Source organism: Gemmiger formicilis, from assembly GCF_016900095.1.
Classification (GTDB): domain Bacteria; phylum Bacillota; class Clostridia; order Oscillospirales; family Ruminococcaceae; genus Gemmiger; species Gemmiger formicilis_A.
Genome location: NZ_JACJJP010000031.1, coordinates 13,363 through 38,193, shown reverse-complemented (window position 1 = coordinate 38,193; position 24,831 = coordinate 13,363). Strand labels below are relative to the sequence as shown.

Genomic DNA, 24,831 nt, shown 5'->3' with positions numbered 1-24,831 from the left:
TTTTTTGCCCGGGGAGGGGGCGGCTGCTTGGGGAACGGCAGGCAGCCGTTTAGTCCTTCCTTTTGTGACCAAAAGGAAGCGAAAAGTCCCACCGTTTCGACGCGGTGGACGCCGACCAGGGCTGCGGCTTTTTGTATCGTGCCATGGCACGATACAAAAAACAACACGAAGTGTTGGTTCCTTAATCGGTCGGCCGCGCACAGCGGCCAATGGTTGGGTGAGAGACTTTGCCCCGTTGGGAGTGCGGCCACCTACCGACGGCCTACTCAGGTCCTGGGGGACCTGAGCAAGGAAGATTTTTTAAATGCCGCGTCCGGAAAGCCTCCCCTGTGTAAGGGGAGGTGCCGCGCAGCGGCGGAGGGGTTGTAAACCCTGCCTGATTTTCCGTTATCGGGCAGTACCTTCAAGTCTCCAACCCCTCAGTCGCCTTCGGCGCCAGCTCCCCTTACACAGGGGAGCCTTTGGCTGCCTTGCCTGCAAAACAAAAAAGGACAGGCCCAAACCTGTCCTTGCAAAGGTATTACAGAATCCGCTGTCCGTTGATGACCAAAGCAAACTTCTGGCCCAGGGCCTCGGCGGCCTTGCGGCACAGGATCATCCGGTCCAGGAAGATCTCGAAATAATCCATCACCGCGCACATCTGGGTGTCGATGGTCAAGGTCAGCCGGACCTCGCCGTTTTCCAGGGTGACTTTCGATTCCCGCACCGAGGAATTCACCCGGTCGTGGATGTCGTAGGTGGCGGGGTCGATGTTGCGCACCCGGTTGGCCCGCACGTCGGTCTTGTCCGCCAGGATCAGGGCGGCAGCCACCGCGTTCACCGGGAAGGCCGTGCCCTCGTCGTGGTTGCCGATGGCCGTGATGATGGTGGCCGTCTCCTCAGGGGGAAAACCCATCTTGTCCAGAATACGGAAAGCCATCACCGCCCCGCTCTGGGCGTGGTCGATGCGGTTGACCACGTTGCCGATGTCGTGCAGCCACCCGGCAATGGCCGCCAGCTCGGCGGTGCGGGCGTCGTAGCCCAGGGTGACCAGAATCTGGCTGGCCAGGGCCGAAACCCGACCCACATGGGCAAAGCTGTGCTCGGTGAAGCCCAGCGCCCGCAGGCTCTCGTCGGCTTTGCGGATGTAGGTGTTCACTTCCTCGTTGTGTTTGACCTGTTCCAGGGTGACGGACATGGGCAAGCCCTCCTTTGCGGTACTGCTTCCAGCATACCACGCAGGCAGGGCCGGACACAAGTAAATTTTGCGTCAATTATGCCGGGCACAGCTCCCGGTACACCCCGCACAGGGCCTGGCCCATCCGGGGCAGGCTGCGGGCTTCGGCCACCGCCCGCCCGGCGGCGGTCACGTCCGGCAGCGTCCCGGTCAGGATGCCCTCGGCCCTGGCCGCAAACCCGGCGTCGTCCGCCGCCTTGTACACGTTCACCCCGTCGGTCAGCCAGCCCTCGTACACCGGAATGTCCCGCAACAGCACCGGCACCCCGCAGGCCAGGGCTTCCAGCACCACAATGCCCTCGGTCTCCTCATGGCTGCAGAAGCAGAACAGATCCGCCCCGCAGTAGGCGTCCCGCAGCTCGGCCTGGGTCACAAACCCCGCAAAATGCAGGTTGTCCGGGGCGGCGGCCATGGCCCGGCGCACCGGGGCGGGCACCAGGGCGGGCGGGGTGTAGCCGAACCAGTAAAATTCCACCAGGGGCAGGGCCCGGGCCAGGGCGATGAACTCCAGAATTCCCTTGCGCTGCATGAAATGCCCGGCGCTCACCACCACCTTCTGGTCGTCGGACAGGCGGTACTTGCGGCGGAAAGCCGCGCCCCGGGCCTTGTCGGGGGCAAAAAAGCCGGTATCCACCCCGTTGGACATGGCCCGCACCGGGCAGGGCAGGCCGTAGGTCTGCAGAATGCCCCTGGCGTAGGGGGTGGGGGTGAGGACGATGTCCCCCAACCCGTAGCACAGGCAGAGCCACCGCTTGAACAGCGGCGCCAGCAGGTTGGACCCCACAAAGGAATCCCGGAAATCCTGCATGGTGGAATGGCCGTAGTACACCACCTTTTCTCCCCGGCGGCGGGCCCGCAGGGCGGCCAGAGGGGCGTCGGGCAGCACCGTGTTGATGTGCACTGCGTCGGCGGGGGTGTCCCAGGATTCGGTCACTTCCACCCCGGCGCTTTCCAGCATGGCCCGCTGGTGGGCCACGGCCTGGCCCACCCCGCTGCGGCGCACCGCGTCCAGGGAACCGGTATACAGATGAACACGCATGTGGGAAAACCTCCTTTTCAGGCCCACAGGCCCAGCACCCGCTGAAACACCAGGGTCAGGCCCAGGCTGTAGGCTGCAATGGCCGCGGGTTTGCACAGAAAGATGATGGCCGCAAACACCCGGAACCGCATGGTGGTAGTCCCGGCCAGAAAGCAGAGATAGTCGTCCGGCGCCACCGGAATGAAGATGAGAAAGGCCAGCCACCGGGTAAAGCGGCCGCCCTCGGTGGTCCAGCGGTCGTATTTGTCGATGAGGGACTGGGAGAACATCCGGTAAAGCAGGGACCGGCCGCAGCTGCGGGCGATGGCGAAGGCCGCCAGCGACCCGGCGCAGATGCCGATATAGTTGAACACAAAGCCGTACCACGGCCCGAACAGCACCACCCCGGCCAGACAGCCCAGCCCGCCGGGCAGGATGGGCACCACCACCTGCACCGCCTGGAAGGCCACAAACAGCACCGCGGCCCAGGGCCCGTAGGGTTCCAGGAACTGCTCCAGCGCCTGCCGGGAGGTGAGCAGGCCGTTTTTCCACATCCAGACGCCCGCCACCAGGCAGACCAGCAGCCCCAGCACCGAAATCAGCTGGAAGGGGTTGCGCAAAGTGTCCCGCAGCCAGCGGCCGCAGGCCCGTACAAAGGCAAAGGGATTGTTTCTCACGCGGTCCATACAGCGCTCCTTTCCAAAACCGGGGCGGCGCCGTGCAGCAGAATCTGCTGCCGGTACAGCGCCGCCGCCCGGCGGGCAAAATTTTCTTCCGAGAAAGCCCCGGCCCCGGCCCGGGCCCGGCGGCTCATGGCCCCCAGGGCTTCCGGGTCCGCCAGCATGGCGGCGGTGCGTCCGGCCATGGCGGCGGCGTCCGGGCACTGGTACCCGTTCACCCCGTTCTGCACCACCCCGTCCAGGCAGGGGTCTGCCCGGCAGATCACCGGCAGCCCCGCTGCCAGCGCTTCCAGGTAGGTCAGGCCCTGGGTCTCGCTGGTGGAGGCGCTGAGGAACACATCCGCCGCCGCGTACCACACCGGCACGTCCTTGGGGTTTACCATGCCGCCGAACACCACATCCAGCCCCCGGCTTTCCGCCTCGGCCCGGAACCGGGCGCCGTCGGGGCCATCCCCCGCCACCAGCAGGGTGGTGTCCGGCACCGCCGCTGCCACCTCCAGCAGGGCGTCCAGGTTCTTTTCCCGGGCAAGGCGACCCAGAAACAGCAGCACCGGCCGGTTCTGGGGAATGCCCAGGGTGTCCCGCAGCCACAGACCTTCCCGCCGGTCCACCCGGAACCGGGCCAGGTCGATGCCGGTGGGCAGGGTGTACACCGGGCAGGGCACCTCATAGCCCAGCAGCAGGTTCTGCACCTTGCGGGTGGGGGCAAACAGGGCGTCGCACCGGGCGGCGATGCTCCGGGTGAAGCCCCGCACCAGGGTCCTGCCCCAGCGGCGGCTGGGAGAGAAATAATGGGTATAGTCCTCATACACCGTGTGGTAGGTGTGCACCAGGGGCACCCCGCAGGCTTTGGCGATGCGCCGGGCGGGGGCAAAGGTGCTGAACTCGCACTGGGAATGGACGATGTCCGGCCCCCAGGCGATGAGCTCCCGGATCAGGGCATCCCCCTCGGGGGCCCGCAGCCGGGCGCCGGGATAGATCATCCCCGCATCCACCGAGCCCAGGGCGTAGACGCCCTCCTCTTGATGGCTGTGCAGGCTGCCGGACAGGGTGAGCACCCGCACTTCGTGCCCCTGGCGGGTGAGCTGGCGGCGCAGGGCCAGCAGCGAGGTGACGACCCCGTTGACGGCGGGAATATACCAATCGGACGTGAGCAGGATCTTCATCGTAAAACCCCTCCTTGGGCGTTGGATTTTTGCTTCTTGTCCACAAAGACGCCGGTGGCTGCCTGAATTTGGCAGGGATGGGGGATTTTTACAACTCCGTAACAAAAAGTTCATCTCCCGTGTCGACAAGGCGCACCGGCCATGCTACAGTAGAGAAAAAGAGCAGAGGGGAGAGATTGTCATGAACCGTACCTTCACCATGCCGGTATACCGGGAACCGGACTTCACCCTTCCCGCCCTGGCTTCGGCCCCGGACGCCCGGTGGCAGCCCGCCGAGGCCGACGGGGTGGCGCCGGAGGGCTTCCACAGCACCTCCATGTACCCGGAATACTTCAAGATCCAGGGCCGCTGGACCCTGGCCCCCGAAAGCCGGATGGATTCCAGCGTGGTGCTGCGCCCGGACGGCAGCCTGGCGGTGGTGGAAAACCGCAACCTGCGCAAAGGGGACCTGGTGGCCTTGGGCCGCACCGAAAAGGGGGAGCAGGGCATCTATCTGCACACCCACGGCTTTGCCGAGCCGGGGGCGGAAAACCGGGACCGGTTTGTCTTCCGCCAGGGCCGCAGCCGGGAAACCGCCTACGGCCGGGACTACGACCGGCTCATGGCCCTGTTGCGGTATGAGCGGGACCACGGCAACATCGTCTGGGTCATGGGGCCGGCCTTCTCCTTTGACGCCGACGCCCGGGCGGCCATGCAGGCCATGATCGACCACGGCTACGCCCACGGCCTGCTGGCGGGCAACGCCCTGGCCACCCACGACCTGGAAGGGGCCTATTTCCACACCGCCCTGGGCCAGGACATCTACACCCAGGAATGCCGCCCCGGCGGCCACTACAACCACCTGGACGTGATCAACGAGGTGCGCCGCTGCGGTTCCATCCCCGCCTTTATCGAAAAACACCGCATCGACAACGGCATCATGTATGCCTGTGTGAAAAACCAGGTGCCCTTTGTGCTCACCGGTTCCATCCGGGACGACGGCCCCCTGCCCGAGGTGGTGGGGGATGCCTACGCTGGGCAGGCGGCCATGCGGGGGCTCATTCGCAAGGCCACCACCGTCATCTGCCTGGCCACCATGCTGCACACCATCGCCGCGGGCAACATGACCCCCTCCTACCGGGTCCTTCCCGACGGCACCGTCCGCCCGGTGTTTTTGTACACGGTGGACGCTGACGAATTTGTGGTGAACAAGCTGCTGGACCGGGGCAGCCTTTCGGCCACCACCATGGTCACCAATGTGCAGGACTTCATCACCATCGTGGCCCGGGGCCTGGGCATTTTCTGAGCCGGGACCCTTTGGCAAAAATGCGGCTGCGTTTTTGTGCAATCTGTGGTATAATAAAGCCCTGACAAAACCATCTATCACATTCCATGGGAGAGTACACCGTGAATACCATCGAGACCCGCTACCGGGCCTGGCTGTCCCAGCCCGGCCTGCCCGACGACCTGGCCGAAGAGCTGCGCGCCGTGGCCCATGACCCCGAAGAGATCAGCGACCGGTTCTACCGGGACCTGTCCTTCGGCACCGGCGGCCTGCGCGGGATCATCGGCGCGGGCACCAACCGCCTGAACGTCTATACCGTGGGCAAGGCCACCCAGGGCCTGGCCGACTATCTGAACGCCGCCGCCCTGCCCAAACGGGTGGCCATCGCCTACGACAGCCGCCACAAAAGCCAGCTGTTTGCCCGGCACACCGCCCGGGTGCTGGCGGCCAACGGCATCACCGCGTACCTCTATCCCCGGCTGGAACCCACCCCCGCCCTGTCCTGGGCGGTGCGGTATCTGGGCTGCGGGGCGGGGGTCTGCCTCACCGCCAGCCACAACCCCGCCCAGTACAACGGCTACAAGGTCTACGGCACCGACGGCTGCCAGATCACCCTGGAAGCCGCCAAAGCCATCCAGCAGGCCATCCAGGGGGTGGACCTGTTCACCGGGGTGCGGGCCGCGGACTACGGCGAAGCCCTGGCCGCAGGCAGCATCCGCCTCATTGAGGAAAGCTGTCTGGACGCCTATCTCCAGGCGGTGTACGACCAGCGGGTGGGAGACGGCACCGGCATTGCCGACCTGAAACTGGTGTACACCCCCCTCAACGGCACCGGGATGGAGTGTGTTTCCCGGCTGCTGGACAAGCTGGGGGTCACCAACATGACGGTGGTCCCCGAACAGAAGGACCCGGACGGGAATTTTACCACCTGTCCCTACCCCAACCCGGAGATCCGCCAGGCCATGGAAAAGGGCCTGGAACTCTGCCGCCGGGTCCACCCCGACCTGCTGCTGGGCACCGACCCCGACTGTGACCGGGTGGGCATCGCGGTGCCCGACGGGGCGGGGGACTACCGGCTGATCACCGGCAACGAACTGGGGGTCATCCTGCTGGATTATGTCTGCCGCACCCGGATCGTGCGGGGCACCATGCCCGCCCATCCGGTGGCCTGCACCACCATCGTGTCCACCGACATGGCCGAACCGGTGGCCCGGAAATACGGGGTGGAGCTGCGGCGCACCCTCACCGGGTTCAAGTTCATCGGGGAGCAGATCGGCAAACTGGAAGCCGAGGGCCACCCCGAGCGGTTCATCTTCGGCTTTGAGGAAAGCTACGGCTACCTGTCCGGCAGCTACGTGCGGGACAAGGACGGGGTCAACGCGGCCCTGCTGGTCTGCGAAGCCGCCGCCTGGTACGCCCGCCGGGGAATGACTCTGCTGGACGCCCTGCACGAGCTCTGCGGGGAATTCGGCTGCTACCGCAACGCCCAGCGCTCCTTTGCCTTTGAGGGGGAGCGGGGCATGCACACCATGCAGCAGCTCATGGCCCGCCTGCGGGACAATCCCCCCGCCGCCATCGGGAACTACCGGGTGGAAGAGACGGTGGACTACAACCTGCCCGGCGGGCATAACGGCCTGCCCCGGGCCGACGTGCTGGAATTCCATCTGGCGGGAGGCCACAAGTTCATGGTGCGGCCCTCCGGCACCGAACCCAAGATGAAGGTCTATCTGTCCGCCGTGGGCGCCGACGAGACCGAAGCCGACGCCGTCAACGCCGCCCTGGCCGACGCCGCCGCCCGATTCATGAAAGGATAAAACACCATGGCTATGTTCAAGCTCCGCCCCAGCTGCAAGGATTATCTGTGGGGCGGGTCCCGCCTGCGCACCGATTACGGCATTGACAGCGACCTGCATCCCCTGGCCGAAGCCTGGGTGCTCTCCTGCCATCCCGACGGACCCTCCACCATTGCGGGCGGGCCGGAGGACGGCAAGACCCTGACCCGATATATCGAGGAACAGGGCTGGGAGATTCTGGGCACCCACTGCCGCCGGTTTGAGCAGTTCCCCATCCTGACCAAGTTCATCGACGCCAAGGGCAACCTGTCCATCCAGGTGCACCCGGACAATGCCTACGCCCTGGAACACGAGCACCAGTACGGCAAGACCGAGGTGTGGTACATCCTGGACTGCGAGCCCGGGGCGTTCCTCTACTACGGCTTCGACCACGAAATCTCCAAGGAAGAGTTTGAGCGTCGCATCCGGGACAATACCCTGCTGGAGGTGCTCAACGTCGCCCCGGTGCACAAGGGGGATGTGTTCTACATTCCGGCGGGCACCCTGCACGCCATCTGCCACGGCATCGTTCTGGCCGAAATCCAGCAGAGCTCCAACGTGACCTACCGCATCTACGATTACGGCCGGGTGGGCGCTGACGGCAAGCCCCGGGCGCTGCACATTCCCCAGGCCCTGGCCGTCACCCGCTGCCAACCGCCCGCGGAGCAGGACTTCGGCGGCCATATGGCCCGGTGCGAATACTTCACGGTGGATGTGATGGAAAACGATTTCACCGCCACCGCCGGGCCGGAAAGCTTTGTCTCCCTGCTGGTGGTGGAAGGGGCCGGCACCGTCACCTGCGGCGGCCAGACCCTGGCCGTGCAGAAGGGGGATAGCGTCTTCCTCACCGCCAACAGCGGCCCCTTTGCCGTCAAAGGCACCCTGCGCACCCTGTACACCCGGGTGTAAGCCCGTTTTTGCAAGCCGCCCCGGCCCCGCCGGGCGGTTTTGTTTTGTCAAGAAAAGGAGAACGCCATGCCCCTCATCCAGGAAATCCGGGACCTGAACGCCCCCGAACTGGCCCCCTTTGCCCGCCTGACCGAAGCCCAGCTGCGGTCCAGCACCGAGACCGCCCACGGCCTTTTCATTGCCGAAAGCCCCAAGGTCATCACCAGCGCCCTGGATGCCGGGTGCACCCCCCTGGCCTTTCTCATGGAGCGCCGCCAGATCGACGGCCCCGCCGCCCCGGTGCTGGCCCGCTGCCCGGACGTGCCGGTGTACACCGGGGACCGGGATCTGCTGGCCACCCTCACCGGCTATACCCTGACAAGAGGGGTGCTGTGCGCCATGGCCCGCCCGGCTCCCCGCCAGGCCGAGGACATCTGCAAGGAGGCAAGGCGGGTGGCGGTGCTGGAAAACATCGTGGATTCCACCAACGTGGGGGCGGTGTTCCGGTCGGCGGCGGCCATGGGGGTGGACGCCGTGCTGCTCAGCCCCTCCTGCTGCGACCCTCTGTGCCGCCGGGCGGTGCGGGTGAGCATGGGCACGGTGTTTGTGGTGCCCTGGGCCCGGCTGGGGGAGCACAAGGAGGACTGGCCCGAAGGGGGGCTAACCCGGCTGGAAGGGATGGGCTTTGCCACGGCGGCCCTGGCGCTCAACGAAAACTCCCTGCGCATCGATGACCCACGCTTGGCCGCCGAACCCCGCCTGGCCATGGTGCTGGGCACCGAGGGGGACGGCCTGGCCCCCGACACCATCGCCCGGTGCCGGTACACCGTGCGTATCCCCATGCGGCCGGGGGTGGATTCCCTCAACGTGGCCGCGGCGGGGGCGGTGGCCTTCTGGCAGCTGTGCGGAAAGAATCTGTAAAATAATACAGACTGTATAAATTAAGACAAGAAAAATTCCCCCGGGACCGGCGGATGGTTCCGGGGAAATTGCTATGCCCGCAGAGCATGGCGGGCCATACAAACCAGGCAGTGGACATAGGCCCCCGTCCGGGGGTACAATACAGACAGAAAATCATCTTCAAAGGAAGTGTTCTGTATGGATTACCGCCGTACCGACCCGGAATGGGCCGCCCTTGCCGAAGCTTTTGCCCGCCATGAGGTGGCCGAAGACCCGGACTGCGCCCTGGACCCCGTCACCCGGAGCCTGGCCGTGCTGGCCACCCTGGTGGGCTGCCAGGGGGTGGAACTCTTCAAGCGGGTTCTGCCCGAAGCCCTGGGCGCCGGGCTCACCCCGGTGATGGCCAAGGAACTGGTCTACCAGGGGGTGGACTACCTGGGCCTGGGCCGGGTGCTGCCCTTTGTGGACGCCGTCAATGAGGTGCTCACCGCCCGGGGGGTGGCGCTGCCCTTGCCCGCCCAGTCCACCACCACCCCCGAAACCCGGCTGGAAAAGGGTGTGGACGCCCAGGTGACCATCTTTGGCGAGGGCATGCGGGAAGCCTGGCGCCAGGGCACCGTCAACCGGTGGCTGGGGGCCAACTGCTTCGGGGATTACTACACCCGCACCGGCCTGGACCTGCGCCAGCGGGAGCTCATCACCTTCTGCTTCCTGGCCGCCCAGGGCGGCTGCGAACCCCAGCTCACCGCCCACGCCAGGGGCAACATGAACCTGGGCAACGACGCCGGCTTCCTGACCAAGGTGGTGCTGAACTGCCTGCCTTACATCGGGTACCCCCGCAGCCTCAACGCCCTGAGCTGCATCAAAAACGCCCAGAACTGAAAAACAAACTGAAAAAACAACCCCCGCCCGGGTGCCCCGGGCGGGGGTTGCTGCTTGCAGGGAAAAAATTACACGCTCACATCCTCGAACTGGCTGTTGTACAGGTCGGCGTAGAAGCCGCCCTGCTCCAGCAGCTGGTCGTGGGTGCCCTGCTCCACAATGTCGCCGTCCCGCATGACCAGGATCAGGTCGCTGTCCTTGATGGTGGACAGGCGGTGGGCGATGACGAAGCTGGTGCGCCCGCGCATCAGGTTGTCCATGGCGGCCTGGATCTGCTCTTCGGTGCGGGTGTCCACCGAGCTGGTGGCTTCGTCCAGGATCAGGATGCGGTTGTCCGCCAGGATGGCCCGGGCGATGGTCAGCAGCTGCTTCTGGCCCTGGCTCACGTTGCTGGCCTCCTCGTTGATGACCATGTTGTACCCGCCGGGCAAGGTGCGGATGAAGTGGTCCGCCTTGGCGGCCCTGGCCGCGGCCATGACCTCCTCGTCGGTGGCGTCCAGGCGGCCGTAGCGGATGTTCTCCATGATGGTGCCCTGGAACAGCCAGGTGTCCTGCAGGACCATGCCGAACCCTTCCCGCATGGGGGAGCGGTCAAACTCCCGCACGTCGTGGCCGTTGAGCAGGATGCGGCCGGAATTCACGTCATAGAACCGCATGAGCAGCTTGACGATGGTGGTTTTGCCCGCGCCGGTGGGCCCCACGATGGCCACCTTCTGGCCGGGCTGTACCGTGCAGGAGAAATCCCGGATGATGGTCTTGTCGGGGGTGTAGCTGAAGCGCACATGGTCGAAGGTGACCTGCCCGTTGATCAGGGCGGGGTCGGCGGGGGTACCGGCGGCGTGCTGGTCTTCCTCCTCCTCGGCCAGGAACTCAAACACCCGCTCCGCCGCGGCGGCCATGCTCTGCAGCATGTTGGACACCTGGGCCAGCTGCTGGATGGGCTGGGTGAAGTTCTTCACATACTGGATGAAAGCCTGGATGTCGCCCACGGTGATCTGCCCGTTGGCCGCAAAGATGCTGCCCACAATGGCCACCGCCACGTATCCCAGGTTGCCCACAAAGTTCATCACCGGCTGCATCAGGCCGGACAAAAACTGGCTCTTCCAGGCGGATTCGTACAGCCGGCCGTTGGCGGCGTCAAAGTCCGCCAGCACGGCGGCTTCCCGGTTGAAGGCCTTGACCACCGTCTGGCCGGAATATACCTCCTCCACCTGGCCGTTGACCACGCCCAGGGTGGCCTGCTGCTGCTTGAAGTATTTCTGGCTGATGCGCACCACGCACAGCACCAGAATCAGGCTCACAGGCAGAATCAGCAGCACAATACCGGTCATGGCCGGGCTGATGGACAGCATCATGACCAGCACGCCCACCATGGTGGTCACGCTGGTGATCAGCTGGGTCACGCACTGGTTCAGCGACTGGCCCATGGTGTCCACGTCGTTGGTGATGCGGGACAGCACCTCGCCCACCGTGCGCTTTTCAAAGTAGGCCAGGGGCAGGCGGTTGATCTTTTCGCTGATCTGGCGGCGGAAATCGTAGCACATCTTCTGGCTCACGCCGCTCATCAGCCAGTACTGCACAAAGCTGAACCCGCCGCTGAGCAGGTAGATGCCCAACAGCAGCAGCAGAATCCGGCCGATATAGGCAAAATCGATGCCGCCGGTGCCGGTGATCTGGGCCACCCATCCGGTGGCCAGGGCGGTGGTGGCCTTGGCCAGAATCTTGGGGCCCACAATGTTGAAGACGGTGGAGAGCACCGCGAACACCATCACCACCGCCAATGCCAGGCGGTAGCGGGCCATCTCGGCCAGCAGGCGGCGCACCGTGCCCTTGAAATCTTTGGCTTTTTCGGTGGAACGTCTCATTCTCGGCATACTCATTCACCTCCCAGGCCCAGTTCTTTCTGGCTCAGCTGGCTGCGGGCAATCTCCTGGTAGGTGGGGCAGCTCTGCATGAGCTGGGCATGGGTGCCCTTGCCCACAATGCGGCCCTCCTCCAGCACCAGGATCTGGTTGGCGTGCAGCACGGTGGAGATGCGCTGGGCCACAATGATCACGGTGGCGTCGCCGGTCTCCTTTTTCAGCGCCCGGCGCAGCGCCACGTCGGTCTTGAAGTCAAGAGCGGAAAAACTGTCGTCGAACAGATAGATTTTGGGGTTCCTGGCAATGGCCCGGGCGATGGACAGCCGCTGTTTCTGCCCGCCGGACACGTTGGTGCCGCCCTGGGCGATGGGGCTTTCATACCCTTCGGGCTTGGCCTCGATGAAGTCGGTGGCCTGGGCGATGGCGGCGGCCTTGCGGGCGGTTTCGTCGGTGATGTCCGGCCCGCCGAATTTCAGGTTGCTGTCGATGGTGCCGCTGAACAGCACCCCCTTCTGGGGCACATAGCCCAGCAGGGCGCGCAGCTCGGCCTGGGGCAGATCCCGCACGTCGATGCCGTCGAGGCGCACATGGCCTGCGGTGACGTCAAAGAAGCGGGGAATCAGGTTCAGCAGGGTGCTTTTGCCGCAGCCGGTGGCCCCGATGATGGCGGTGGTCTGCCCCGGCTCGGCGGTGAAGGTGATGTCCTCCAGCGCGTCGGTGTCGCCCCCCGGATACCGGAAGTTTACATGGTCGAACTCCACCCGGCCGGTCCACACATGGTTTTTGGTGTCGGCGGGGGCGGCGGGGTCGTGGATGGTGGGCTCGGTTTCCAGCACCTCAAACACACGGTCGGCGGCCACCCCGGCCCGGGGCAGCATGATGGCCACCATGGTCAGCATCAGGAAGGACATGACGATCTGCATGGTGTAGGTGATGAAGGCGATGATGCCGCCCACCTGCATGGTGCCCAGGTCCATGGCCCTGGCGCCGAACCAGACGATGAGCAGGGTGGTGCCGTTCATGATCACGGTCATGAAGGGCATCATGCCCGCCATGGCCCGGTTGGTGAACAGCTGGGTCTGCATCAGGTCCTTGTTCACCCCGTCGAAGCGGTCTTCCTCAAATTTTTCCCGGCTGAAGGCCCGGATGGGCATGATGCCGGTGAGGATTTCCCGGCTGACCAGGTTCAGGCGGTCCACCTTCTTCTGCATGACCTTGAACTTGGGCATGGCGATGGCAATGAGCACCCCCATGACGCTGAGCAGCGCCGCCACCGCCAGGGCGATGATCCAGCTCAGGCTGCTGCCGGTCTGGGCCACCCGGACCACGCCGCCGATGCCCAGGATGGGGGCATAGAACACCATGCGCAGCAGGATGACGCAGACCATCTGGATCTGCTGGATGTCGTTGGTGGACCGGGTGATCAGGCTGGCGGTGGAGAAGCGGTCGGTCTCGGCGGTGGAAAAGCTGACCACCTTCTTGAAGACGCTCTGGCGCAGATCCCGCCCGATGCCCGCCGAGGTCCGGCTGGCCAGAAAGCCCACGGCCACGGCGCAGGCCGCCAGCAGCAGGGTCAGGCCCAGCATCTGGGCCCCCTTGAAGAGCAGATAGTGCATCTGCACCTGCCCGGCAATGCCCTGAGCCTCGTATTCCAGGCGCACCAGCAGCATGGCCTGGCTGCTCATGGTGTCCAGGGTGCTCTGGTCCATCTGACCCAGCACCCCGGCCATCTGCTGCTGGATCCCGGCGCGCAGGGTTTCCTCCTGCCCGCCGCTGCCCAGGGCGTTGATCATGGCCACCGCCCCGTCCAGGCCGGGGGCATCGGTGCCGCTTTGGCCGGTGGCCATGGCGTACAGCACCATATCCGGGGTGGTAAAGGCCTCCTCCAGGGCGGCGCGGTCGGCTTTGTCCGCCGCCAGGGTGCGCAGCCCCTGCCCGTCGGCGGGGGTGTAGGCGGCTTCGGCCAGCCGGGCGTCCTCCTCGGGCATGAGCCATTCCAGGGCGGTCAGGGTGTCCTGCCGCACCGTTTGGGGCAGGGTGCTCTCGATGCCCCCCATCTGGATGCCCACGTCCACAATGTCCGATGTGTAGCCCGGCAGGCTCAGGTCACACCAGGCCTGCAGCAGCAACAGGGCAAAGATGGCCAGGCAGGCTTTCCAGTGCCTGCCCAGCAGACGGAAAATTTTCCCCATGGGTCAGTCGTCCTTTCCGGCGCGGCGCGCCTCGTTCTCCTCCTCCACGGCCTGGGCAAACAGCACCAGGTCCTGGGTAAAGCTGCGCAGGGTGTCCGGGCTCAGCCGCCGGGCCACCGCAAAGGCGTAGGCCGTCACCGCCTGTTCGCAGCGCTCGTGGGCCCGGCAGCCTTCCTCGGTCAGACGCACAATGGTCTTGCGCCGGTCCTTGGGGTCGGCGGTGCGCTGGATCAGACCGTCCTTTTCCAGAATCCGCAGCGCCCGGGACACCGCCTGGGGCGAATCGTACATCCGGCAGGTCAGCTCGGACACCGACACCGCCCCGTCCCGGCCGCTGCGCCGGATGATGGTGTACAGCCGGTGCAGCATGTCGAAATGGCAGCGGGGGGCGTCGTCCAGCACGTCGGCCAGGCCCGCGTGCAGGCTGCGCCGGGTCTGCATGATCTGGTGGAACAGCTCCCGGGCCATGAGGGTTTCGTTGGAATCCATTCCCAGCCTCCTTTATTTTACTATAGTTAATAATTAACGTGTGTTGCATTATAGCCCCTTTTGGAGCCCGCCGCAAGATGATACAAAATTTGTTTGGAAATTATTCACAAAGTCCACAAAAAACGCCCCGGCCTTCCTTGCGGAAAGCCGGGGTGTGGGTCATTCGGTGGTGGAGCGGGTCAGTTCCCGCACATAGTCCAGGGCCTGTTCGGTCTCTCCCCGTTCCAGAAAGCCCTGCAGCATGGTCAGCTGGTTGCGGGCGTCGTGGCGGGCCATGCGCAGGGTTTCCAGGTCGTGCATCTCCTCCTGCAGCATACGGTAGAGGTGGCGCTCCTGGGCGGTGATGTCCGCCAGCTCCTGCCGGGTGTGGCGGGTGCGCAGCCAGAAGAAGAGGGCCAGCAGGGCCAGGGCCAGGTTGGCCATCAGGATGGGAACCAGGGGCAGCTGGATGTCAGCCATCGTCCTGCCCCCTTTCGGGCAGACTGACCATGGCCACGGCGGTGGCCCGGCCCTCCCGGATGTCCAGGGTGTAGCTGCCGTCGTGGCGGGCGGTGATCTCCCGCAGGATCCGCATGCCGAACCCGTGGTCGGGACCCCGGCGGGGGGCGTTGCCGCCCACCGGGTTGCGCACCGTCACGCACAGCCGCCCCGCCATGGTGCGGAAATGCACCTCCACCGCCGCCGGGCGGGACGCGGCCGCCGCCGAGGCCACCGCGTTGCTGAGCAGGTTGTACAGCAGGCTGGCCAGGTCCACCGGGGGCAGGGTGCACTGCCGGGGCAGGGTGCCGTCGATGTGCAGTTCCAGCCCGTACTGGGCGCAGCGCCGGGCGGCGTCCGCCAAAGCCACGTCCGCCACCGGGTTGTCGGCGTACCGCAGCCGGGGGCTGCCGGTGTCCCGGGTCAGGGTGCGCAGCTCCTCCAGCGCCCGGTCGGGACAGCCATGTTCCAGCAGGTCCTGCACCCGCAGCAGGTGCTGCCGCTGTTGAGACTGCATCTGCCGCAGGGTTTCCCGGGTGTGGCGCTCGGCCTGCAGGGCGTTTTGCTGCATCTGTTCCCGGGCCGCCGCATACCCCAGGGCCTGCTCGCTCTGCCGGTGGGAATACCAGCTCATCAGCAGGGCCAGCATGGCAATGTAGGGGATGCCGAAACACCCTATGATCCACACTTCCCGGGTGCGGCCGCCGTAATACAGCACGGTGATCAGCTGCTGCAGGTTCATGAGCTGGTATCCCACCGGGGAGGCCACCGCCACAAAGGCCCGGACATGCCGGGGCAGGGCTTCAAACAAGGGGCGGCCCCGGCGCAGGGCCAGCACGGTGAGGACGGTGGTGTAGGCCATGCCCAGGTAAAAGATGCCCACAATGGGCAGCACCAGCCCCCAGGTCAGGGGAGCCACCAGGTGCATGATGGGCAGAAAGGCGGGGAAGAGCAGCAGGTTCTGCAGACAGACAAAGGGCAGGATCAGCCCGGTGCGCCAGTAGCGGTCTCCCCCGAAGCAGAGATAGTACGCCGCCGGCAGGGTGAAGGACATGACCACGCTGAGCAGGAAGGAGGCCGATTGTCCGGTGCCGTAGACCTGCCAGCGGAAATCCAGCACCGTCTTGCACAGGCCGATGGCGAAGACATAGGCCGTGAATCCCAGGGAATACACCCGCCCCGGCCGGAAGGAAAGGGCAAACCGGGGGGTGTACAGCGAGAGAAAGTAGGCGGGAAAGAGCAGGAGAACGGTGAAAAAGTCGATCATGGGGCAGCCTCCGCGGGGGGTAGCAGGGTTTCGGTGTAGCGCAGAAAACTGCGCCGCACCGCCGCTGCGTGGGCCCGGCTGATGGGCACCGTCACCCCGCCGGACAGCCGGATGGCGGTGCGGTCGTACCGTTCGGCGTACAGCCAGTGCACCGCAAAGCTCTTGTGGGTCTGGCAGAAGGCCACCGGGTCCAGCCGCTGCAGCACCGCCTCCAGCTTTTCGGGCACGGTCACCGGGCCGTCCAGGGTGTGGATCCAGGTGGTGCGCACCCGCCGTTCCAGGTAGATGATGCTGTTCTGGGGCACCAGCCGGGCCGCCCCCGGCATCCCCGCCGCCAGGGCGCCGCCGTGGGGCACCGGCCGGGCGTGCAGCCGGTCCAGAGCCGCGGGCAGGCGCTGTTCCATCTCGCTTTTCAGCACAAAGGCCAGGTGGGGCACCTGGTACACGTCCTGGCAGTAGGCGATGTAGGCGGTGAGAAACAGCACCCGGCAGGCCGGGCGCAGGGCCAGCAGTTCCTCCGCCAGGGAGATGCCGTCCTGCCGGGGCATCTGGATGTCCAGCACCGCCAGGGCAAAGGGATGTTCCCGGGCCGCCTGCAGCAGGTCCTCCGGCTCGGTGAACAGGTCGATGCGGTGGGGTGTCTGTTCCAGACACCGGTCCAGCACCCGGCAGACCTGGGCGGCAAAGCGGGGGTCGTCGTCGCACACGGCCACCGGCATGAATTGGGCAACGGACATGGGTCCACGCTCCTTCTTTCGGCATACGTTTCCGGAAAATTACAGGGATTGTAGCTATTATACCATATCCGCCCGCCCCCGTCGGGCCAAAATCCGCCGGTTTTGCACCAAAATCCACCGGTTTTGCGCTGCCGCTGGCAGTTGCCCGCCCCAAAGACTACACTGAAACGGGGTATCGCGTGATGTGACGCGCTACGCTCTCCGGCGCCGCCGGGCGGAAAGGACCATCCGCCCGACGGCGCTTTTTCCGTTGCCCAAAGGCGCCGGGCGTGGTACACTCAAAGAAAAAAGCACCGGAAAGGAGCCTGCCCTATGCTGGCCTATACCTATGTGGAAAAGGGACGTTTTGAACTGCGGGAAAAAAACCGCCCCACCCTGCGGGACCCCCGGGACGCCATTGTCCGGGTGACCCTGTCCAGCATCTGCACCAGTGACCTGCACATCAAGCACGGGTTTGTGCCCCGGGCGGTGCCGGGCATCACGTTGGGGCACGAGATGGTGGGGGTGGTGGAGGAAACCGGCCCCGCCGTCCCCAACGTGCGCCCCGGGGACCGGGTGGCGGTGAACGTGGAGACCTACTGCGGGGACTGTTTCTTCTGCCGCCACGGCTGGGTGAACAACTGCACCGACCCCGACGGGGGCTGGGCCCTGGGCTGCCGCATCGACGGCGGCCAGGCGGAGTATGTGCGGGTGCCCCACGCCGACACCGGCCTGACCCGGATCCCCGATTCTGTCACCGACCGCCAGGCCCTGTTTGTGGGGGACCTGCTGGCCACCGGCTACTGGGCGGCGGACATCGGGGAGATCCACCCGGGGGACACGGTGCTCATCCTGGGCGCCGGGCCCACCGGCCTGTGCACCCTGGCCTGCGTGCAGCTGAAACAGCCGGGGCGGATCATCGTCTGTGAAAAGGACCCCGACCGGCTGGCCTTTGTGCGGGCCCATTACCCCGATGTCCTCGCCGTGGGGCCGGAAGGCTTGCCGGAATTTGTGCGGGCCCACAGCGACCACGGCGGGGCGGATGCGGTGCTGGAGGTGGCGGGCACCGCGGAGACCTTCCGCCTGGCATGGGAATGTGCCCGTCCCAACGCGGTGGTCACCGTCGTGGCCATGTACGACACGCCCCAGACCCTGCCTTTGCCGGATATGTACGGCAAGAACCTGATCTTCAAGACCGGCGGGGTGGACGGCTGCCGCTGCAAAGAGACGCTGGACCTGATTGCCGCGGGCAAGATCGACACCACCCCCCTCATCACCCACACCTTCCCGCTGGGGGAGATCGAGGCCGCCTATGATCTGTTTGAGCACCGGCGGGACAAGGTCATCAAGGTGGCCATTGAGAACACCCCTTGACAGGGCGGGAAAAATGCACTATTCTTAGGTAACTAAGTATTTGGGAGGGGGATTCCATGGAACACGACCGCCACGCCGCCCGGTATGTGAGCAAGCTTTCCAACAAGCTGCGCCGCAAGATGGACGCCTTTTCCACCAAAGGGCAGATGAGCGGGGCCCAGGGCAAGGTGTTGCACTTTCTGCTGGCCCAGACCGGGGACGTGTTCCAGAAGGACGTGGAGGAGGAGTACTCCCTGCGCCCCTCCTCCGCCACCCAGCTGCTGCAGAAGATGGAGCGGGAGGGCCTCATCCGCCGGGAAGCCATGCCCGGGGACGCCCGCCGCAAGCGCATCGTGGTCTGCCCCAAGGGGCTGGCCTACAAGGACGCGGTCATGGAGGACATCCGCGCCCTGGAAGCTGAGCTCACCAGAGGGGTGGACCCCGACGATCTGGAGACCTTTCTGCGGGTCATGGAGCAGATGCTCAAAAACATCCCCTGACCCATCGGCTGCCGGTGGGGCACAGCGCCCCCGGCGGCCTTTTGCCGGCCCTGATACTTAGGAAACTAAAATTCAGGAAGCTTTTTCCATGCACAACACCCAGGTGGACTACCGCAACGGACCGCTGCTGCCCATGATCCTGCGCTTTTCGGTGCCGGCGGCGGTGTCCCTGCTCATCACCGCCATCTACAACATCGTGGACCGCATGTTTGTGGGCAATTTCAACGGCACCTCCGCCCTGGCAGGGCTGTCGGTGTGTTTCCCCTTTCCTACATGATGATGGCCTTCGGGCTCATGTGCAGCGCCGGGGGTTCCACCTTCTTCAGCCTCTTTTCCGGCCAGGGGGAAATCGACCGGCGCAACCGGGCTTTCGGCAACGCCTTTGTGCTGGTCTGCGGTTTCGAGGTGCTGCTCACCGTCTTTCTGCTCCTCTTCCCCGACCCGCTGCTGCAGCTCTTCGGCGTCACCGAAACCGCCTACCCCTACGCCATTCAGTATTACCGCATCGTGGCCCTGGGCTGCCTGTTCCAGGGACTGTCCCAGCTCTTCTGCGATTTCGTGCGGGTGTCCGGCAAGCCCATCCTGGGCATGTGCGTCACCGGCATCGGGGCGCTGACCAACATCCTGCTGGACGCATTGTTCATCATCGTCTTTGACTGGGGCGTGGTGGGCGCCGCCACCGCCACCGTCATCGGCCAGATGCTCTCCGCCGGGTTCGGGGCCTTTCTGGTGCTGGGCGGCCACACCCTGGTGCGGGTCTCCCCGGCCATCTTCCGCCCCCAGAAGCGGCTGTGCGGCAATATCCTGTCCTGCGGGTTCGCCTTCTGGGTGGCCCAGATGGCCATGGGCTTCATCAGCCTGGTGTACAACAGCCAGCTGGGCCGCTACGGCGGCGACATTGCCATCAGCGTCTACGCCGTCATCTCCAGCATCATGACCTTCGTCATCATGCCCGCCAGCGGCATCAGCCAGGGCATCCAGCCCATCCTGGGCAACAACTACGGATGCGGCAACCACAAACGGGTCATGCGCACCTTCTGGCTGGCCACCGGCCTGTCGGTGGGGGTCACCTGCGTGATCTGGCTGGCCGTGCTCTTCTTCCCCCGCCAGATCCTGGCCGCCTTCGGCGGCACCCAGGAGATGTTTGACATCGGCGTGACCGGCCTGCGCATCAACTTCTGTATCACCCCGGTGCTGGGCTTCGTCATGCTGGCCACCACCTTCTTCCAGTCCATCAACCGCCCCGTGCCCTCGGTGCTCATCTCCCTGCTGCGGCAGGTTCTGTTCCTGGTGCCCTTCCTGTATCTGCTGCCCCTGGTGTGGCAGATCAACGGCATCTTCTTCGCCCAGCCCATCAGCGACCTGCTGGCCACCGTCCTTTCCCTGGTGCTGGTGTGGCAGGAACAGCGCCGGATGTACCAAAAACTGCCCGCTGTATAAGCCAAACGCCCCGGACCGAAAAGGTCCGGGGCGTTTTTGCGGATATTCAGCCTTTCTGTGCCGCTTCCATGGCGGACAGTTCCGGCATGACGGTGCGGCGCATGGTCAGGTAGCAGGCCAGGCCGCCGATGACGTTGGAGATGGGCTCGGCCAGAAAGACGCCGTTGACCCCCAGCCCCGCCAGATGGGGCAGGATCAGGGTCAGGGGTACCACAATGACCGCCTTGCGCAACAGGGAAAAGAAGATGGCCATCTTGGCCTTGTTCAGCGACTTGAAGACGCTCTGGCCGGAGAACTGGAAGGCCATCATCACGAAGCCGAAGAAGTAGATGTGCAGCGAGGGCACCGCCGCGGCCAGCAGGTCGGGGTCCTGGTTGAAGATCATGATGAAGAGGGAAGGGAAGAGGCTGATGCAGCCCCAGATGAGCAGGGTGTAGGCGAAGCCCAGCTGGGTCATGAACCGGATGGCCTTGCGCACCCGGGGCACGCTGCGGGCGCCGTAGTTATAGCTGATGACCGGGGAGGCGCCGTCGGACAGGGCCATAACCGGGGTCTGGGCGATCTGCCGCACCGAGTTGATGACGGTCATGACGCTGATGTACAGGTCCCCGCCGAAGGTGCGCAGGGTGGCGTTGCAGGCCACCTGGACCAGGCTGTCGGTGAAGGACATGACAAAGCTGGAGGTGCCCAGGGCCACGATCCGGCGCACACAGCCCCAGTCGGGCCGGAAGCCCCGGAACTGCAGCCGCAGCTCGGTTTTGGGGCCGGTGAGGAACCGCAGCACCCACAGGGCCGAAAGCCCCTGGGAAAACACGGTGGCGATGGCCGCCCCACGCACCCCCAGCCCGCAGCCGAAGATCAGGATGGGGTCCAGGGCGATGTTCACCGCCGCCCCCAGCAGCACGGTGAGCATGCCGGTCTTGGCAAAGCCCTGGCAGTTGATGTAGGGGTTGAGGCCCAGGGAGGTCATGACAAAGACGGTGCCCAGCAGGTAGATGACCATGTAGGAGGCGGCGTAGGGGTAGGTCTCGTCGCTGGCGCCCAGCAGGTAGAGGATGGGCTTGTGGAAGGCGATGCCCAGCACCGTCAGCCCCACCCCGCAGACCAGCAGCATGAAGTAGGCGTTGGACATGATCCGCCGGGCCCGGTCGTGGTCACCCTCGCCCCGGGCGATGGAGCACAGGGGAGACCCGCCCACCCCGAAGAGGTTGGCGAAGGCGGTGACCAGGGTGATCACCGGAAAGCAGAGCCCCAGCCCCGCCAGGGCCAGGGTGCCCTCCCCGGGCAGCTTGCCGATGTAGATGCGGTCCACGATGTTGTACAAAAGGTTCAGCACCTGGGCCACCAGCATGGGCGCCGCCACGGCCAGCACGCTGCGCCGCACGTCCCCTTTGGAAAAATCCACCTGCCCGCCGCCGTGGGGGTGGGGTTGGTTGTGAAACAACATGGGGTCATCTCCTCAGAAACAGGGATTTGCCGAAAAAGGCAAAAGAAATGGTAACTTTCAGTATACCACATTTTCCCTGCTTGTGGGAAGATGACCCCTCGGGGTGTTATTCCAGGCCGCGGATGGAGGGAATCAGGCACAGCAGCAGCACCAGGCCCACAATGCCCACCGCAATGCCGGGGGCCATCATCTCCCAGATCATGCACATGCACATACCTACCCCCAGCACCATGGCCCCGGCCACCCCCAGCAGGGTGATGCCGATGGTCCGGGCGTTGAAGACGATGGCGGGCTTGCCGTCCATCTTGCGGCGCACCAGCACCATGGTCAGCAGCACCGCCGCCCCCACCAGGCCGATGACAATGCCCTGGGGCATCATGCCCCAGTCGGGCAGCAGGGCCATGCAGACCCCCAGGGCAAAGAGAATGCCCCCCACCGTGCTCAGAATCAGCGAAACAAAATCCTTCTTTTTCATAAGTACCCTCTCTTTTCTCTCAGTGTTGGTCGTCGGTCTTTTCCAGAAAGGCCCTCACAAAGGCGGACTCCACCTTCCGGTAAGCCCCTGTCACCGCCGGGGCCATGCCGCCGGTTTTCAGCGACCCGTCCGGGGCCAGAAAGGCGCGGGTGAACCGCTCTTCCACCCCCTTGTAGGCCTTTACCACCCACCGGCCCAAAGGACCGGGCTTGAGTCTGTAGCTGCTCATGGACAAAACCTCCCATTGTTGTGGTTCCGGGGGCTTTCCCCCGTTGACGGCATCAGTATAGGCGGGTTTTGCTTGGGGTTTGTTTGGATTTTGTTTGTCTTTTGTTAAAATGGGGCCGCAACCGCAAAAAATCCCGGCATCCGCAGGGGGATGCCGGGATTTTTTCACAGCAGGTCGTGGCCTTTTCGGCACAGCAGGTCCATCTGGTCGTACTGGGCTTCCAGCAAGGGCCGGGTCTTTTCGGTGCGGGCGTGCAGCAGACGCCGGTAGACAAAGGGTGTCAGGGCCCACCCCGCAAACCCCGGCACCGCCAGCAGGACCATCAGCAGGTAAAGGGGCGGGGTGTGGGTCACCGCAAACACCGACCCCGCCACAAAGGCGGTGGCCAGAATGCCCAGCAGCGCCGCGCCCAGGGCCGCCCCCTGCCCGGGCAGTTTGCCCAGGTGGCGGGTTTCGGCCAGGCAGGCCTCAAAATGGCGCTGCAGCCGGGTCAGTTCCATCCGGTTGATGATCCGGCGGTCCCGCTTGAGGTACAGGGTCACGGTGCGGCCCCGGGTGCGGGCCGGGCGGTTGGGGTCCGGCACCCAGCCGAAACTCTCGTACCCGTCCAGCACAAAGGAGGCCTGGGCGTCGGGCAGGGTCAGTTCCCGGTATTCGTACCCGATGTAGGGGTTCCGGTCGGTCATGGGGTCGCCTCCTTCCGGGGGGCCAGGGGCAGGCGCACCGTGAAGGTGCTGCCCCGGCCGGGGGCGCTTTCCACCCCGATGCTCCCGTCGGACAATTCCAGAATCCGGCGCACCAGCGCCAGACCCAGGCCGTTGCCCTCGGTGGCGTGGGAGGTGTCTCCCTGGTAGAATTTGTCGAAGATGCGTTTTTTGGTGTCTTCCTCCATGCCGCAGCCGGTGTCCGTCACCGACACGGTGAGTTCCCCCGCCCCGGAAGTCTGCCGCAGCACCACTCTGCCCCCTTCGGGGGTGAACTTGAGGGCGTTGGACAGCAGATTGGTCCACACCAGTTCCAGCAGTCCCTCGTCGGCGCACAGGATGACCCGGTCTTCCAGGTCGGCTTCAAAGTCGATCTGTTTTTTCTCCCACACATCCTCAAACTGCACGGCGCAGGCGCACAGCTGGGCGCAGACGTCGTAGGGCTTGGGCAGGGGCTGGATGACCTGCTTTTCCAGCTTGTTCAGCTTGAGCATGTTGGTGATCAGGCTGGACAGCCGCCGGGTGGCCTGCAGGATGGTGTCGGTGCAGTCCCGGCGACGGGCTTCGCTCAGCCCGTCCTGCTGCAGCAGCTGGGCGTTGGTCTGGATCACCGCCAGGGGCGTCTTGATCTCGTGGGAGACGTTGGAGAAAAAGTCGGTTTTCAGCGTCTCGATGCTGCCCAGCTCCGCCACCATCGTGTTGAAATCCATGGTCAGGGCGTCCAGATGGGTCATGCGGCCGGGGGCGTGGCGGGGCGGCAGATACACCGAAAAATCGCCCCCCGCCACCCGGCGGGCGGCTTCGGAAAGCTCCTCCACCGGTTTCTGGTAATGGCGGCGCACCACCAGACCGGTGACCAGGGTGCACACCAGGGACGCCGCCACCCAGAAGACGATGACCGCCGCCGTGTTGGCGGGGGGCAGGCTGCGGTAGTCGATGGCCCGGCCGATCATGAGCATCTGGATGGTGGTGAGCAGGGCGAACAGCACAAAAAACAGCAGAAAGGTGGGCAGGGGAAACAGCGGGCGCCGCACCCGCTTGTCGGCATAGGTTCTTTTCATGACAGCACCGCCTTGTAACCCAGCCCCCGCACCGTCTTGATGGTAAAGCCGCGGCAAAGGGCAAACTTGTCCCGCAGTTTGGTGATGTACACGTCCACCGCCCGCAGGCTGGTGTCCGACTCCACCCCCCAGAACTCGTCCATGAGCTGGGCCCGGGTGAAGGTCTTGTTGGGGTAGGACAGCAGCTTGTACAGAATGTTGAATTCCCGGGTGGTCACCGGGATTTCGGTGCCCGCCGCCGCGGCGGTCATGGCGTCGGCGTCCAGAACCAGATCCCCCACCGTCAGCCGGCGCTCTGCCTGGATGTGGGCACGGCGCAGCAGCGCCCGGATGCGCAGCACCAGCTCGTCCAGCTCAATGGGCTTGACCATGTAATCGTCGATGCCCAGCCGGAACCCCCGCTGCTTGGCGGGCAGATCGTCCCGGGCGGACATGAACAGGATGGGGATGGTCTTGTTCACCCGGCGCACATTCTCCGCAAACTCAAAGCCGTCGGTGCCCGGCAGCATGATGTCGGACACGATCAGGTCATACAGGGTGTTGTACAGTTCGTCGTAGGCGGCGTCGGCGTTCAGGCATCCCTTGGCCGCAAACCCGCTGTCGTTCAGATAGGTGCACACCGCCCGGTTCTGCTTGGCGTCGTCCTCCAGCACCAGTATGTGGACCATCCGGCATCCCTCCTTTGCTTTATTATACAGGATGTAAGGGCATTTTCCCATCCTGCGGGGCCATTGTACCCCGGCGGTGTTTGGCTTTTGTTTGGGAAATGTTAC

The 24,831-nt window shown here is 65.1% G+C and carries 23 protein-coding genes and 1 pseudogene; 8 read left to right on the top strand and 16 right to left on the bottom strand.

All coding sequences use genetic code 11. The annotated features are described in order from the left end of the window. Positions 1–520 precede the first annotated feature (520 nt). The 4 genes from H6B15_RS12745 to H6B15_RS12730 all read right to left on the bottom strand — a co-directional run bounded on the left by H6B15_RS12745 (position 521) and on the right by H6B15_RS12730 (position 4,080). Positions 521–1,177 carry an HD domain-containing protein gene (locus tag H6B15_RS12745; RefSeq protein WP_204648385.1) on the bottom strand — a complete coding sequence of 219 codons (657 nt, stop codon included), beginning with the start codon at positions 1,175–1,177 and terminating at the stop codon, positions 521–523. Positions 1,178–1,253: 76 nt separating this feature from the next. Further along, positions 1,254–2,255, bottom strand: a complete 1,002-nt coding sequence (locus H6B15_RS12740; RefSeq protein WP_204648384.1) for a glycosyltransferase family 4 protein — start codon at positions 2,253–2,255, stop codon at positions 1,254–1,256. 17 nt (positions 2,256–2,272) lie between these two features. Further along, positions 2,273–2,920, bottom strand: coding sequence for a TVP38/TMEM64 family protein (locus H6B15_RS12735; RefSeq protein ID WP_204648383.1), 648 nt, complete (start codon positions 2,918–2,920; stop codon positions 2,273–2,275). Further along, on the bottom strand, positions 2,908–4,080 hold the full coding sequence (locus H6B15_RS12730; protein WP_204648382.1) for a glycosyltransferase family 4 protein: 1,173 nt from the start codon (positions 4,078–4,080) through the stop codon (positions 2,908–2,910). Before H6B15_RS12730 ends, H6B15_RS12735 begins: the two co-directional genes overlap by 13 nt. A gap of 181 nt (positions 4,081–4,261) precedes the next feature. Between H6B15_RS12730 and H6B15_RS12725 the strand changes: the two genes are divergently transcribed. The 5 genes from H6B15_RS12725 to H6B15_RS12705 all read left to right on the top strand — a co-directional run bounded on the left by H6B15_RS12725 (position 4,262) and on the right by H6B15_RS12705 (position 9,846). Next, positions 4,262–5,365, top strand: coding sequence for a hypothetical protein (locus tag H6B15_RS12725; protein WP_204648381.1), 1,104 nt, complete (start codon positions 4,262–4,264; stop codon positions 5,363–5,365). Positions 5,366–5,451: 86 nt separating this feature from the next. Continuing rightward, positions 5,452–7,158, top strand: coding sequence for a phospho-sugar mutase (locus H6B15_RS12720; protein WP_204648380.1), 1,707 nt, complete (start codon positions 5,452–5,454; stop codon positions 7,156–7,158). 6 nt (positions 7,159–7,164) lie between these two features. Then, positions 7,165–8,085: a type I phosphomannose isomerase catalytic subunit gene (locus H6B15_RS12715; protein ID WP_204648379.1), complete on the top strand. Its 921-nt coding sequence runs from the start codon at positions 7,165–7,167 to the stop codon at positions 8,083–8,085. Between the two features lie 66 nt (positions 8,086–8,151). Continuing rightward, positions 8,152–8,985, top strand: a complete 834-nt coding sequence (locus H6B15_RS12710; protein WP_204648378.1) for a TrmH family RNA methyltransferase — start codon at positions 8,152–8,154, stop codon at positions 8,983–8,985. A gap of 177 nt (positions 8,986–9,162) precedes the next feature. After that, positions 9,163–9,846, top strand: coding sequence for a carboxymuconolactone decarboxylase family protein (locus H6B15_RS12705; protein WP_204648377.1), 684 nt, complete (start codon positions 9,163–9,165; stop codon positions 9,844–9,846). 68 nt (positions 9,847–9,914) lie between these two features. Here H6B15_RS12705 and H6B15_RS12700 read toward each other — a convergent pair whose 3' ends face one another. The 6 genes from H6B15_RS12700 to H6B15_RS12675 all read right to left on the bottom strand — a co-directional run bounded on the left by H6B15_RS12700 (position 9,915) and on the right by H6B15_RS12675 (position 16,870). Further along, entirely contained in the window at positions 9,915–11,720 is a 1,806-nt protein-coding gene (locus H6B15_RS12700; protein WP_204648376.1) for an ABC transporter ATP-binding protein, read from the bottom strand. 2 nt (positions 11,721–11,722) lie between these two features. Next, positions 11,723–13,900: an ABC transporter ATP-binding protein gene (locus H6B15_RS12695; protein ID WP_204648375.1), complete on the bottom strand. Its 2,178-nt coding sequence runs from the start codon at positions 13,898–13,900 to the stop codon at positions 11,723–11,725. Positions 13,901–13,903: 3 nt separating this feature from the next. Continuing rightward, on the bottom strand, positions 13,904–14,389 hold the full coding sequence (locus H6B15_RS12690; RefSeq protein ID WP_204648374.1) for a MarR family winged helix-turn-helix transcriptional regulator: 486 nt from the start codon (positions 14,387–14,389) through the stop codon (positions 13,904–13,906). 159 nt (positions 14,390–14,548) lie between these two features. Beyond that, positions 14,549–14,848, bottom strand: a complete 300-nt coding sequence (locus tag H6B15_RS12685; RefSeq protein ID WP_204648373.1) for a Spo0B domain-containing protein — start codon at positions 14,846–14,848, stop codon at positions 14,549–14,551. Then, complete coding sequence (locus H6B15_RS12680) at positions 14,841–16,133, bottom strand: ATP-binding protein (RefSeq protein WP_204648372.1); 1,293 nt, start codon at positions 16,131–16,133, stop codon at positions 14,841–14,843. The genes H6B15_RS12685 and H6B15_RS12680 overlap by 8 nt, the downstream gene beginning before the upstream one ends. After that, positions 16,130–16,870: a LytR/AlgR family response regulator transcription factor gene (locus H6B15_RS12675; RefSeq protein WP_204648371.1), complete on the bottom strand. Its 741-nt coding sequence runs from the start codon at positions 16,868–16,870 to the stop codon at positions 16,130–16,132. The genes H6B15_RS12680 and H6B15_RS12675 overlap by 4 nt, the downstream gene beginning before the upstream one ends. A 312-nt stretch (positions 16,871–17,182) precedes the next feature. Here H6B15_RS12675 and H6B15_RS12670 point away from each other — a divergent pair, with 312 nt between their 5' ends. The 3 genes and pseudogenes from H6B15_RS12670 (at position 17,183) to H6B15_RS12655 (ending at position 20,142) form a co-directional block, all read left to right on the top strand. Next, positions 17,183–18,223 (top strand): alcohol dehydrogenase, encoded by a 1,041-nt coding sequence (locus H6B15_RS12670; RefSeq protein ID WP_204648370.1) that lies wholly within the window; start codon positions 17,183–17,185, stop codon positions 18,221–18,223. 56 nt (positions 18,224–18,279) lie between these two features. Then, on the top strand, positions 18,280–18,702 hold the full coding sequence (locus H6B15_RS12665) for a MarR family winged helix-turn-helix transcriptional regulator (protein ID WP_204648369.1): 423 nt from the start codon (positions 18,280–18,282) through the stop codon (positions 18,700–18,702). 88 nt (positions 18,703–18,790) lie between these two features. After that, positions 18,791–20,142 (top strand): annotated as a pseudogene (locus tag H6B15_RS12655) (MATE family efflux transporter). Positions 20,143–20,188: 46 nt separating this feature from the next. Here H6B15_RS12655 and H6B15_RS12650 read toward each other — a convergent pair. The 6 genes from H6B15_RS12650 to H6B15_RS12625 form a co-directional block, all read right to left on the bottom strand. Then, positions 20,189–21,589, bottom strand: a complete 1,401-nt coding sequence (locus tag H6B15_RS12650; RefSeq protein ID WP_204648366.1) for an MATE family efflux transporter — start codon at positions 21,587–21,589, stop codon at positions 20,189–20,191. A 106-nt stretch (positions 21,590–21,695) separates the two neighbouring features. Beyond that, positions 21,696–22,064 carry a hypothetical protein gene (locus tag H6B15_RS12645; protein ID WP_204648365.1) on the bottom strand — a complete coding sequence of 123 codons (369 nt, stop codon included), beginning with the start codon at positions 22,062–22,064 and terminating at the stop codon, positions 21,696–21,698. A 19-nt stretch (positions 22,065–22,083) separates the two neighbouring features. Next, a complete protein-coding gene (locus tag H6B15_RS12640; RefSeq protein ID WP_204648364.1) occupies positions 22,084–22,293 on the bottom strand; it encodes a hypothetical protein in 210 nt (69 codons plus the stop codon). Between the two features lie 164 nt (positions 22,294–22,457). Further along, the gene (locus H6B15_RS12635) at positions 22,458–22,979 is read right to left on the bottom strand and encodes a hypothetical protein (protein ID WP_204648363.1); all 522 of its coding nucleotides are present in this window, start codon (positions 22,977–22,979) and stop codon (positions 22,458–22,460) included. Next, positions 22,976–24,058 carry a HAMP domain-containing sensor histidine kinase gene (locus H6B15_RS12630; protein ID WP_204648362.1) on the bottom strand — a complete coding sequence of 361 codons (1,083 nt, stop codon included), beginning with the start codon at positions 24,056–24,058 and terminating at the stop codon, positions 22,976–22,978. The genes H6B15_RS12635 and H6B15_RS12630 overlap by 4 nt, the downstream gene beginning before the upstream one ends. Further along, positions 24,055–24,726: a response regulator transcription factor gene (locus tag H6B15_RS12625; RefSeq protein WP_204648361.1), complete on the bottom strand. Its 672-nt coding sequence runs from the start codon at positions 24,724–24,726 to the stop codon at positions 24,055–24,057. Before H6B15_RS12625 ends, H6B15_RS12630 begins: the two co-directional genes overlap by 4 nt. Positions 24,727–24,831: the final 105 nt, after the last annotated feature.

Bases quoted from the DNA above. Each gene is read 5' to 3' on its own strand.
- H6B15_RS12745 (WP_204648385.1), bottom strand. From the start codon at position 1,177: ATGTCCGTCACCCTGGAACAGGTCAAACACAACGAGGAAGTGAACACC.
- H6B15_RS12740 (WP_204648384.1), bottom strand. From the start codon at position 2,255: ATGCGTGTTCATCTGTATACCGGTTCCCTGGACGCGGTGCGCCGCAGC.
- H6B15_RS12735 (WP_204648383.1), bottom strand. From the start codon at position 2,920: ATGGACCGCGTGAGAAACAATCCCTTTGCCTTTGTACGGGCCTGCGGC.
- H6B15_RS12730 (WP_204648382.1), bottom strand. From the start codon at position 4,080: ATGAAGATCCTGCTCACGTCCGATTGGTATATTCCCGCCGTCAACGGG.
- H6B15_RS12725 (WP_204648381.1), top strand. From the start codon at position 4,262: ATGAACCGTACCTTCACCATGCCGGTATACCGGGAACCGGACTTCACC.
- H6B15_RS12720 (WP_204648380.1), top strand. From the start codon at position 5,452: ATGGGAGAGTACACCGTGAATACCATCGAGACCCGCTACCGGGCCTGG.
- H6B15_RS12715 (WP_204648379.1), top strand. From the start codon at position 7,165: ATGGCTATGTTCAAGCTCCGCCCCAGCTGCAAGGATTATCTGTGGGGC.
- H6B15_RS12710 (WP_204648378.1), top strand. From the start codon at position 8,152: ATGCCCCTCATCCAGGAAATCCGGGACCTGAACGCCCCCGAACTGGCC.
- H6B15_RS12705 (WP_204648377.1), top strand. From the start codon at position 9,163: ATGGATTACCGCCGTACCGACCCGGAATGGGCCGCCCTTGCCGAAGCT.
- H6B15_RS12700 (WP_204648376.1), bottom strand. From the start codon at position 11,720: ATGCCGAGAATGAGACGTTCCACCGAAAAAGCCAAAGATTTCAAGGGC.
- H6B15_RS12695 (WP_204648375.1), bottom strand. From the start codon at position 13,900: ATGGGGAAAATTTTCCGTCTGCTGGGCAGGCACTGGAAAGCCTGCCTG.
- H6B15_RS12690 (WP_204648374.1), bottom strand. From the start codon at position 14,389: ATGGATTCCAACGAAACCCTCATGGCCCGGGAGCTGTTCCACCAGATC.
- H6B15_RS12685 (WP_204648373.1), bottom strand. From the start codon at position 14,848: ATGGCTGACATCCAGCTGCCCCTGGTTCCCATCCTGATGGCCAACCTG.
- H6B15_RS12680 (WP_204648372.1), bottom strand. From the start codon at position 16,133: ATGATCGACTTTTTCACCGTTCTCCTGCTCTTTCCCGCCTACTTTCTC.
- H6B15_RS12675 (WP_204648371.1), bottom strand. From the start codon at position 16,870: ATGTCCGTTGCCCAATTCATGCCGGTGGCCGTGTGCGACGACGACCCC.
- H6B15_RS12670 (WP_204648370.1), top strand. From the start codon at position 17,183: ATGCTGGCCTATACCTATGTGGAAAAGGGACGTTTTGAACTGCGGGAA.
- H6B15_RS12665 (WP_204648369.1), top strand. From the start codon at position 18,280: ATGGAACACGACCGCCACGCCGCCCGGTATGTGAGCAAGCTTTCCAAC.
- H6B15_RS12650 (WP_204648366.1), bottom strand. From the start codon at position 21,589: ATGTTGTTTCACAACCAACCCCACCCCCACGGCGGCGGGCAGGTGGAT.
- H6B15_RS12645 (WP_204648365.1), bottom strand. From the start codon at position 22,064: ATGAAAAAGAAGGATTTTGTTTCGCTGATTCTGAGCACGGTGGGGGGC.
- H6B15_RS12640 (WP_204648364.1), bottom strand. From the start codon at position 22,293: ATGAGCAGCTACAGACTCAAGCCCGGTCCTTTGGGCCGGTGGGTGGTA.
- H6B15_RS12635 (WP_204648363.1), bottom strand. From the start codon at position 22,979: ATGACCGACCGGAACCCCTACATCGGGTACGAATACCGGGAACTGACC.
- H6B15_RS12630 (WP_204648362.1), bottom strand. From the start codon at position 24,058: ATGAAAAGAACCTATGCCGACAAGCGGGTGCGGCGCCCGCTGTTTCCC.
- H6B15_RS12625 (WP_204648361.1), bottom strand. From the start codon at position 24,726: ATGGTCCACATACTGGTGCTGGAGGACGACGCCAAGCAGAACCGGGCG.